This window comes from Mesorhizobium metallidurans STM 2683 (genome assembly GCF_000350085.1).
GTDB classification, from domain to species: Bacteria; Pseudomonadota; Alphaproteobacteria; order Rhizobiales; family Rhizobiaceae; genus Mesorhizobium; species Mesorhizobium metallidurans.
Map to the genome: position 1 here is coordinate 1 of NZ_CAUM01000106.1, position 9,556 is coordinate 9,556.

The 9,556-nt window shown below is 62.2% G+C and carries 10 protein-coding genes; 2 read left to right on the forward strand and 8 right to left on the reverse strand.

What is annotated here, in order from left to right; genetic code table 11:
- Positions 1 to 361: 361 nt before the first annotated feature.
- The 8 genes from MESS2_RS17430 to MESS2_RS17465 form a co-directional block, all read right to left on the reverse strand.
- Positions 362 to 823, reverse strand: coding sequence for a MaoC/PaaZ C-terminal domain-containing protein (locus MESS2_RS17430; protein ID WP_040593405.1), 462 nt, complete (start codon positions 821 to 823; stop codon positions 362 to 364).
- Positions 820 to 1,896 carry a Gfo/Idh/MocA family protein gene (locus tag MESS2_RS17435; RefSeq protein WP_008875700.1) on the reverse strand — a complete coding sequence of 359 codons (1,077 nt, stop codon included), beginning with the start codon at positions 1,894 to 1,896 and terminating at the stop codon, positions 820 to 822. The genes MESS2_RS17430 and MESS2_RS17435 overlap by 4 nt, the downstream gene beginning before the upstream one ends.
- The gene (locus tag MESS2_RS17440; protein ID WP_040593401.1) at positions 1,889 to 2,218 is read right to left on the reverse strand and encodes an L-rhamnose mutarotase; all 330 of its coding nucleotides are present in this window, start codon (positions 2,216 to 2,218) and stop codon (positions 1,889 to 1,891) included. Before MESS2_RS17440 ends, MESS2_RS17435 begins: the two co-directional genes overlap by 8 nt.
- Positions 2,219 to 2,228: 10 nt before the next feature.
- On the reverse strand, positions 2,229 to 3,341 hold the full coding sequence (locus MESS2_RS17445) for a mandelate racemase/muconate lactonizing enzyme family protein (RefSeq protein WP_008875702.1): 1,113 nt from the start codon (positions 3,339 to 3,341) through the stop codon (positions 2,229 to 2,231).
- Positions 3,342 to 3,345: 4 nt separating this feature from the next.
- Positions 3,346 to 4,443 carry an ABC transporter ATP-binding protein gene (locus MESS2_RS17450; RefSeq protein WP_008875703.1) on the reverse strand — a complete coding sequence of 366 codons (1,098 nt, stop codon included), beginning with the start codon at positions 4,441 to 4,443 and terminating at the stop codon, positions 3,346 to 3,348.
- A 4-nt stretch (positions 4,444 to 4,447) separates the two neighbouring features.
- Entirely contained in the window at positions 4,448 to 5,314 is an 867-nt protein-coding gene (locus tag MESS2_RS17455; protein ID WP_008875704.1) for a carbohydrate ABC transporter permease, read from the reverse strand.
- A 16-nt stretch (positions 5,315 to 5,330) separates the two neighbouring features.
- Complete coding sequence (locus MESS2_RS17460; RefSeq protein WP_008875705.1) at positions 5,331 to 6,227, reverse strand: carbohydrate ABC transporter permease; 897 nt, start codon at positions 6,225 to 6,227, stop codon at positions 5,331 to 5,333.
- A gap of 154 nt (positions 6,228 to 6,381) precedes the next feature.
- Positions 6,382 to 7,701, reverse strand: a complete 1,320-nt coding sequence (locus MESS2_RS17465; RefSeq protein WP_008875706.1) for an ABC transporter substrate-binding protein — start codon at positions 7,699 to 7,701, stop codon at positions 6,382 to 6,384.
- Between the two features lie 169 nt (positions 7,702 to 7,870).
- Here MESS2_RS17465 and MESS2_RS17470 point away from each other — a divergent pair, with 169 nt between their 5' ends.
- Positions 7,871 to 8,656 (forward strand): IclR family transcriptional regulator, encoded by a 786-nt coding sequence (locus MESS2_RS17470; RefSeq protein WP_008875707.1) that lies wholly within the window; start codon positions 7,871 to 7,873, stop codon positions 8,654 to 8,656.
- A 65-nt stretch (positions 8,657 to 8,721) separates the two neighbouring features.
- On the forward strand, positions 8,722 to 9,556 hold an 835-nt coding region (locus tag MESS2_RS17475; RefSeq protein WP_040593403.1), incomplete at its 3' end, for an amidohydrolase family protein.

The window sequence follows — 9,556 nt, forward strand, 5'->3', positions numbered from 1 at the left end:
AATTGCTTGATCGGCATACGAAAGGACAAGGTCGCCGGGCGTTGCACGGCGCATATTGTTGTAGAACTCACTTCGCGCGCCATTGCTCTCGGTCTTGGGGGACCAAAGGTGCTGCCCATCAATCTCTTGATGGGCGGTCTGATTATGATTCACCCGCCAGAACTGAGCCATCTATCGCCCAGGCTAGCCGGAAATTGGGCAGGAATCGAGTGGATGCCAGCGCTCACATCACACCGCCCGCAGCAGGGTGTGTGCAACACCGGTTGCTTGTCGATCGCGATGGCTTCTGGCTAATGCCTTTGCTGGGGCGGTGACGGTACTTTTCGAGACGGCTTGGGCGCTGGGGTCGAAGCAGCGCGAGTCAAGCCTGCTTCGGCTTGTCTCGACGTTCGACGACATAGATATGGTCAGCCGCCAGCACGACATCGCCATGCTGGTTGATCACTTCGCAGCGCTCGATCACCCGTCCCGAACCTGGCCGCTTGGGATCGTCTTCCTTGGCGGCAATAGTGGTGCGCGTACGGATCGTGTCGCCGATGAACACCGGCTTGATGAAGCGCAGCCGGTCGTAGCCATAGGAAAAGGCAACCGGGTTGACGACGCTTGCCGTCAGCCCGACGCCGACCGAGAACACCAGCGTGCCGTGAGCGATGCGCTGGCCGAACGGCGTCGTCTTCATGAACTCGGCATCCATATGGTGTGGGAAGAAATCGCCGGTATGGCCGGCATGGACGACGAAGTCCGTCTCGGTGATGGTGCGGCCGCTGGTCAGGCGTGACGAACCGATCTCGTAGTCCTCGAAATACTGGATCTGTTCCATCAGGGTCTTTCCGCGAGCGGCGTCGCCGGCGCCGCGCTCGACTGATAGGCCGCCTCGACCAGCGCCATAGTGCTCCAGGCATCCTCGACCGGGCTGATCAGCGTTGCATCTTCTCCGGCCGCAAAGCGCTGGACATTGGCCATGCGACCAACGAAGGCGTCGGGAAACCACTCGCCGGCCAATGGCACGGCGACCCAGTCCGTCCCGCCTTTCGGATAGATCTCCAGCACATCCGGCTCGCCGCGCGGATAGTCGAGATTGAGGCCGAGCTTGAGATAGGCAGCACCCTTAGTGCCGCAGATGCGGAACTCGCAGGCCTGGTGCCGGCGGCCGAACTTGTGGTCGTGGTTGATCGACAGCGCGCAACGCACGGTGCCGCCATAGTCGAGAATGGCGCTGGTGCGTGTCTGCGCCACGGCATGGTTGGGATGGCCGAGCGTCTTGGCGTGCACCCCTTTGGGATCGCCCAGCAATTGCCGGATCAGATCGAGATAGTGGATCGAATGCATGGCAATCTCGACACGCGGCGCCTTGAGCAGGAATTCCCAGAGCTCCCACGGTGTCGCCAGCGCCAGCCAGGCGTCGAAATCGACGATTTCGCCGAGCCAGCGCTTAGCGATGGCATCCTTGAGTGCCAGCATCATCGGGGCAAAGCGCAGCTGGAAGTTCACGGCCGCCTTGAGGTTCTTGGTCCGGCAGATCTCCAGGATTGCGGTCGCCTCGGCGAGGTTGCTGCCCATCGGCTTCTGGATCAACGCTACTGCGCCGTCAGGCAATGCCGTCAGCACATCGGGATGGCGGGAGGGCGGCGTGGCGAGGTCGAAGATCGCGTCGTCGACTGCGGCGGCCTCAGCTACCGAGCGAAAGGCTGACACGCCCCATCGCTCCGCCAGCCGCGTCGCCCTGGCATGATCTGGATCGTAGAGGCCGGCGACCGGAAAGCCGGCCTTCCTATAGGCCGGGAAATGCGCATCGCCGACGATCGACCCGGCGCCGAAGGTGACGATCGGACGGGGCGCCGAGGGTTTGGGCCAGGCCTGGACGAGTGAGGCAGGGTCAAAACCGCCTTCAGTCATGATGGAAGACCTCGTCCATCGCTGCCCACCATTCGCCTTCCTTGCGCGTCGCCAAGGGCTCCTGGCAAGGCATGCAGACGGCCCACCATTCCTGGGTTTTCGGGTCAGCCGCCATTTTAGCCATGTCGGCCGCGTAGTCGGCGCCATGGTATTCGAAATAGCTGAACAGCAGGTTCTCCGGCTGCTTCAGGTAGATCGAGTAGTTCTTGATGTTGCAGGCCGAAATCATGGTCAGCACATCAGGCCAGACGGCGGCGTGAAGGCGAACATATTCCTCGGCCTTTTCCGATTTCAGCCCCAGCACCATCCCCATCCGCTGCATGCCCGTCTCCCTATCTGGTGATCGCCGTGGTGAATTCGGCGATGCTCATGGCCTTCACCGCGTCCCAGTCCCAGTCGATGCCGATGCCCGGTTCGTCGGGCGCCAGCGCCTGGCCGTCCTCGATGCGCATATGCTTGCCGGTCAACTGGTCGAGTTGGGGAATGTACTCGACATATCTGCCGTTCTGAACAGCGCAGGTCAGGCTGACATGCAGCTCCATCAGAAAATGCGGGCAGACGGGAATGTCGAAGGCCGCCGCCGCATGGGCGATCTTGAGCCACGGGGTGACGCCGCCGATGCGGCCGACATCGACCTGCACGATCGAGCAGGCGCCTTTCTGCATATATTCGCGGAAATGGCGGATGGAGTAGAGCGACTCGCCAATGGCGATCGGCGTCGGCGTCGAGTTCGACAGCCGCACATGGCCGTCAACGTCGTCGGCCGGCAGCGGCTCCTCGATCCAGGCGAGGTCGAGCTCGCGCAGCCTTGCCGCGCGCCGGATCGCCTCGTCGACCGAAAAGCCCTGATTGGCGTCGGTCATGATCTCGTAGCCGTCGCCAACCGCCTTGCGCACCGCCGACAGGCGCGCCAGGTCCTCCGCGCCGTGCGGCTTGCCGATCTTCACCTTCGAGCCGCGAAACCCCTTGCCCTTGGCAGCCAGCGCGTCGTCGATCAGCGCCTGAGTCTCGATGTGCAGCCAGCCGCCTTCGGTTGTATAGAGCGGGCAGCGATCCTTGGCGCCGCCGGCCAGCTTCCACAGCGGCAGGCCTTGCTTCTTTGCCCGCAGATCCCAAAGTGCTGTGTCGATCGCCGCGATCGCTATGGCGGTGATCGCACCGATGGTGGTGGCATGCGTGGCAAATTCGAGATCGTGCCAGATCGCCTCGATCATGTCGGGATCGCGGCCGATCAGGCGCGGCGCCAGATGGTCCGAGAGCAGCCGCATCACCGACGAACCGCCAGTGCCGATCGTGTAGCTGTAACCGGTGCCGACCGCGCCGTCGGAATCGGTGATCGTCACGATTGGCGTTTCCTGGCTGACGAAACTCTGGATGGCGTCGGTGCGCTTGACCTTGGGCACAAGGTCCACCATCCGCAATTCGACTTTCTCGATTCTGGCCATGCCTTCAACTCCGCAATGTCGTTCCGGTCTCGGCGGCAAACAGATGCGCCTGCGACATGTCGAGGCTCATGGCAACCCGCTCGCCCGGCTTCAGCGGTCTGGGGTTCAGCATGCGCGAAACCCAGTCGCTGCCATTGAATTCGACGAACACCAGCGTCTCGTTGCCGAGCGGTTCGGTGACGGTGATCGGCAGTTCGATCTGATGGACGTCCGCCACACTGCCGGAGCTGATACCGTGGCCAGTCGGATAAATGTCGTCCGGCCGCAGCCCGAACACAACCTTGTCGCCGACGGCGACATTGGCCTTGAACTGCCCAGGCAGCGGCAATTTCTCGCCACTGGCGAAAACCATCTGGCCGTCATCGATCGTCGCCTCATGCAGGTTCATCGGCGGTGAGCCGATGAAGCCGGCGACGAAGCGCGTCGCTGGCCGCCGGAAGACCTCGTCGGGCGTGCCGACCTGCTCGATATAGCCGTCGCGCATGATGACGATGCGGTCGGCCAGCGTCATCGCCTCGACCTGATCATGGGTGACGTAGATCACCGTCGACTGCACCTTGGCATGCAGTTTCTTGATCTCGGTGCGCATCTGCGTGCGCAGCTTGGCGTCAAGATTGGAGAGCGGCTCGTCGAACAGGAACACATCCGGATCGCGCACGATGGCGCGGCCCATGGCGACGCGCTGGCGTTGGCCGCCGGACAATTGCGACGGGCGCCGGTCGAGCAGCGTATCGAGGCCGAGGATGGCCGACGCTTCGGCGACGCGACGATCCATGTCCTCCTTGGCGGCGCCGGCGATCTTCAGGGAGAAGCCGAGATTCTCGCGCACAGTCATGTGCGGATAGAGCGCGTATGACTGGAACACCATCGAGATGTTGCGCGAGCGCGGCGGCAGGTCGTTGACGATGCGTCCGCCGATTTCGATCGAGCCATCGCTGATCTCCTCCAGCCCGGCGATCATGCGCAGCGTCGTCGACTTGCCGCAGCCGGACGGGCCGACCAGCGCGATGAATTCGCGGTCGGTGATGTCGAGATCGATGCCGTGCACGATCTCTATATTGCCGTAGCGCTTGGTCAGCTTGGTGAGGGAAACGGTTGCCATTGGGTCAGCCTTTCACCGCGCCGGAGGTCAGGCCGCCGACAAGGTGCTTCTGGACGATATAGGTGAGGGTCAGCGCCGGGATGATCATCACCACGGCAAGCGCGCACATGCCGCGCCAGTCGATGGTGAACTCGGCCGTGTAATCAAGCAGGCCGACCGGCAGCGTCTTGGCGCTGACCGAGCGGGTCAGTTGCGAGGCCAGCGCGAATTCATTCCAGCAGGTCAGGAAGGCGAAGATCGCCGCGGAAGCGATGCCCGGCCCGGCAAGCGGGAACTCGACCTGCCAGAAGGCCTGCCAGCGCGTGCAGCCGTCGATCTGGGCTGCCTCCGCCAGGTCTTTTGGAACCTGACGGAAGAAGCCGTCGATCAGCCAGATCGTGAACGGCACATTGAGCGCGACATAGGCAAGGATCAGTCCGAAATGCGTGTCGATGATGCCAAGCCGCACATAGAGGAAGAACAGCGGCAGCGACAAGGCGATGCCAGGCACCGTGCGCGTCAGCATCAGGCCGAGGAAGACGCTCGATTTGCCGCGAAAGCGGTAGCGCGCGAAGGCGTAGCCGCCGGCCATGCCGATGGCGACCGCAATGACAGTCGAGGTCACCGAGATGATCAGCGAGTTGCGGAAATATTCGATCACCGGGATGCCGCCCTTGCCGATGCCGCTGAACATGGCGACATAGGCGTCGAATGAAATCTCCTGCGGGATCCACACCGGCGGCTTGGCCATGATCTCGACGGTTGGCCGCAAGGACGAGATAACGATCCACAGACCAGGCAGGCAGATCGTCAGCATCGCCAGGAACAGGCCGATGCGATAGACGATGCCCGTGAGCCGGCGCTTCAGGCGGGCGGAAGAATTCTCGTCCATTCTCACCACGCGCGCCTCACCACTCAGCACCGATCTGGGTGCGCGCCGCGGCGAGCTTGTTGAAGAAATAGACGGTGAAGGCGATCGACAGCAGGATCGAGAAATAGGCCATGGCGTTGGCCATGCCCATGCGCCCGTCGCTGTAGGCGGTGCGCGCCACCAAGGTCCACAGGAGTTCGGTGCGGCCCGCCGGTCCGCCATCGGTCATGATCTTCACGATGTCATAGGCGCGCGCCACGTCGAGCGAGCGGATGGTCATGGCGATGTAGGCGAAGGGCATCACGAACGGCCACGTTACATAGCGGAATGTCTGCCACGGCGTGCAGCCGTCGACCCGCGCCGCCTCGATCGGTTCCTTCGGCATGGCCAGAAGACCGGCGAGGATCAGGATCGCGAAGATCGCTGTCGACGACCAGGTCTCGGCAATTGAAATGGCGATGAAGGCAAGATGGCCTTCGATCAGCCACGGTATGGCGTCCTGGGTGATGCCGAGCGACTGCAAGGCATTGTTCACCAGGCCGATATTGTCGTTGAACATGAATTTGAACTGGAAGCCGACGAGGATCGGCGAGAACATCATCGGAAACATCATCAGCGTACGCAGGATGCGCTGGCCGCGCGTTGCCTTCTCGACCAGCATCGCCAGGCCGAGGCCGAGCAGCATTTCGAGATTGAGCGCGATCGTCAGCAGAAGAACGGTGCGCCCGAACGCCCACCAGAAATCGGCGTTGGACAGGATCGAAAGATAGTTCCTGAAGCCGACGAAGACGAAGAATGTCTCGGGCCGCGTCAAACGAAAAGGCGTGAAGCTGGAATAGAGCGACAACAGCAACGGCACCACGACAACCGCCGCCAGCACGATCATGGCTGGAAGCAGCAGCAGGAATGGCGCGGATGGCTTGAAGCCCTTCATCAGGATCCCGTGAGGTGTTGCATTCAACTATCGGTGCCTCTTGTTTTCGAGGACCGGGCCAGGAACTGAAAGGCCATCGTGGATTGGTCAGCGCCCGGCGACGCGCGATCGCCTCCCCCAATCGTCAGGGGGGAGGCGGCCTTGGTAGCGGTTTCTAGAGCTTGCCGGCGTCTTCGAGGATCTGCGTCGCCTTGGCGGCGGCTTCATCCAGCGCCTGCTTGGAGGTCTTGTCGCCGAGGATCGCCGCCTGCAACTCGGGGTAGACGGCGTTCGAGATTTCGATCCACTCAGGCGTCTGCGGCACGGCAAAAGCGTGCTTGGCTTCTTCCTGGAAGGCGGCAAGAACCTCCTTCTTGTAAGGATCGTTTTCGGCCTGCTTCAGGTCCCAGTCCCACACCGCGGTGCGGGTCGGCAGCGGACCCGCGGCGGCTTCGAGCTTCTGGCTGTCCTCGTTGGTCAGCCACCAAACGAGCGAGGCCGCCGCCTCCTTGTTCGGACAATTCTCGGTCACCGAGAAGCCGTGGAAACCGGACCAGCCGGTACGCTTGCCCGAGGAGCCTTTCGGTGCAACCTTGACGCCGACATTGCCGGCGACCTTCGACGACTTCGGATCGTTGAAGAAGCCTGCCCAGCCCGGCCAGTCGAGATTGATGGCGACGGTGCCGGAGGCAAAGCCCTGGCCGAGATCGTCCCACAGATAGTTGGTCGTTCCCGCCGGCACGGCCTTGGCCTTGTAGAGATTGACGAACCAGTCGAGCGCCCGGATGCCGGCCTCGGAATTGAAGACCGGCTTGCCGTCCTTGTCGAGATACTCGCCGCCTTCGGCGACGACCATCTCGTAGAAGCGGCCGTTGATGGCCTCTTCCTTGCCGGCGAACTGCGTGCCGTAGAAATTGGGCGGGTTGGCGAAGAACTCGGCCTGGTCGGCGACTTCCTTCCAGGTGTCCGGCGGCACCAGGTCATAACCGTATTTCGCCTTGAACTTGGTCTTGTTGTCGGCGTTCTCGTACAGGCTCTTCTGGTAGTAGAGCGCCGAAACGTCGAACTGGGCGCGCGGCAGCATCATCAGCTTGCCGTCGATGGTTGCCGCCTGGATCGTCGAGGGCACGAAGGCGTCGATCTCTTCCTTGGGCAAGAGCTTGCTGAGGTCGGTGTAGAGGCCCGTATACTGCGGCGCGAACGACGAATGGTTCCAGCCGACGCACCAGTTGGTGCTGCCCGAGGCGATGTCGGACTTGAGTTCCTTGTCGATGTCGAAGCCGTTCTTCTTGGTCAGGATATTGACCTTGGCGCCGGTCGCCTTTTCCCATTCGGGAATGCGCTCGTAGAGCTTTTCATATTGCTGGCCGCCGATCAGCTTCACGTCGACGGTGACGCCTTCGAATTTGCCGGGCAGGTCGCCGGCAAGGGCAGTGCCTGCACCGAATGCAAGCACCAATGCGCCGGCGGACACGCCGGAAAGCAGTCTGTTCATTGGTATCCTCCCTGGGTGCGCCTCAGCGGCGACCGCAACTCGTCTGATGACAAGAAGCGCTACATTCATATACAAACAAAACATTCACGGATACGTCAAGGCGAAATTTGTTTCCGTCGGCCTTGTTCCTGCGTATATGAAGAATCGAATTCACTGAGGGGGATGAGCCATGGACGACAGCGAAGACGAGCGTTATCGCGCGCCGGCGCTCGACAAGGGGCTCGACATCCTTGAGCTGCTGGCCGGCGTTGACGGTGGCCTGACCCAGGCGGAAATCGCCAAGAAACTCGATCGCAGCCCCAATGAGTTCTACCGCATGCTCGACCGGCTGGTGCGGCGCGGCTACGTCACCCGGCTGGACGGCGACCGTTATTCGTTGACGCTGAAGCTGTTCGGCCTGGCGCAATTGCACGCCCCGGTGCGGCGGCTGGTTTCCTACGCGACGCCGGTGATGCGCGAACTTGCCGAAACCTCGCAGCAGGCAAACCAACTTGTTGTTTTTGATCGCGGCTCCGCTGTCGTCATCGCTCAGCAGGAGGCGCCGAACTATTGGGGCATCTCGATCCGGGTCGGCTCCCATATCAGCCTGTTCGACACCGGTTCGGGACATGTCCTGCTGGCCTTCCGGTCACAGGAAGAACGGCAGATGATGATCTCCGAGCACGTCCGCAGCACCGACAAGGCGGCGCAGCCGGCCGAGTTCTTTGCCAGGCTCGACCAGGTTCGCGACCGCGGCTACGAGATGATGGCCTCGCTGCAGACGGCCGGCGTCTACAACCTTTCGACACCTGTGCTGGGACCGGATGGCCGCGCTATCGCGGCGCTGACAATTCCTTACATCACCCTCGTAAACGCGGCGAACGCACCTGACATCACGCTGACGATCCAGTTGCTGCAGGGCGCAGCGACTCGATTGTCGCGATTGGCCGGCTCGGACGTACCTCAATCGTCGTAATTTCCTATTTGAATAATGAATTTTTCAGCGAGATAGTGTTGGGGCGCTATGAGGGATACGCTGCCATGATCATCGACACCCATCTGCATCTCATCGATCGCTCGGCCTTGCGTTATCCCTGGCTGAGCGGTGTACCAGCGCTCAATCGCGATTTCTCTTACGAGGAATACGCCTTGGAGGCCCACCGTGTCGGCGTCGAGCGCGTGCTGCACATGGAAGTGGATGTCGATCCGGCCGACATCGAGGCCGAGACCGGTCGTGTCGAAGGGCTGTCACGGCAGCCTGGCAGCCTGCTGGTCGGGGCGATCGCCTCCTGCCGGCCGGAAGACGAGGATTTTCCGGCCTATCTCGAACGCCAGCAGGCAAATCCCTTCGTCAAGGGCTTCCGCCGTGTCCTCCATGTCATGCCCGACGAGCTATCGGAAGGCATGCTGTTCCGCGACAACATCAAGCGGCTCGGTGGCACCGGCCTGACCTTCGATCTCGTGGTGCTGCCGCATCAGATTCCGAAGGCGATTGCCCTTGCCGACCTGGCGCCCGACGTGCAGTTCGTCCTCGACCATTGCGGCGTCCCCGACATCAAGGGCAACGCCGAGCATCCATGGCGCGAGCATATGAGCGAGATCGCGCGACGCCCGAATGTCATGGCCAAGATCTCCGGCGTCGTTGCCTATGCCGATCCCGGCAGCTGGACGGCCGAGACATTGCGGCCTTTTGTTGAACACACCATCGGTGAATTCGGCTGGGAACGTGTCGTCTGGGGCAGCGATTGGCCCGTCTGCACGCTTGGTGGCGGCCTGTCGACCTGGGTGGCGGCGACCCATGCGCTGCTTTCGGGCTGTAGCATCGCCGAGCGCGACAGGCTCTTGTCGGCGAATGCCCGCAAGCTCTGGCGGCTCG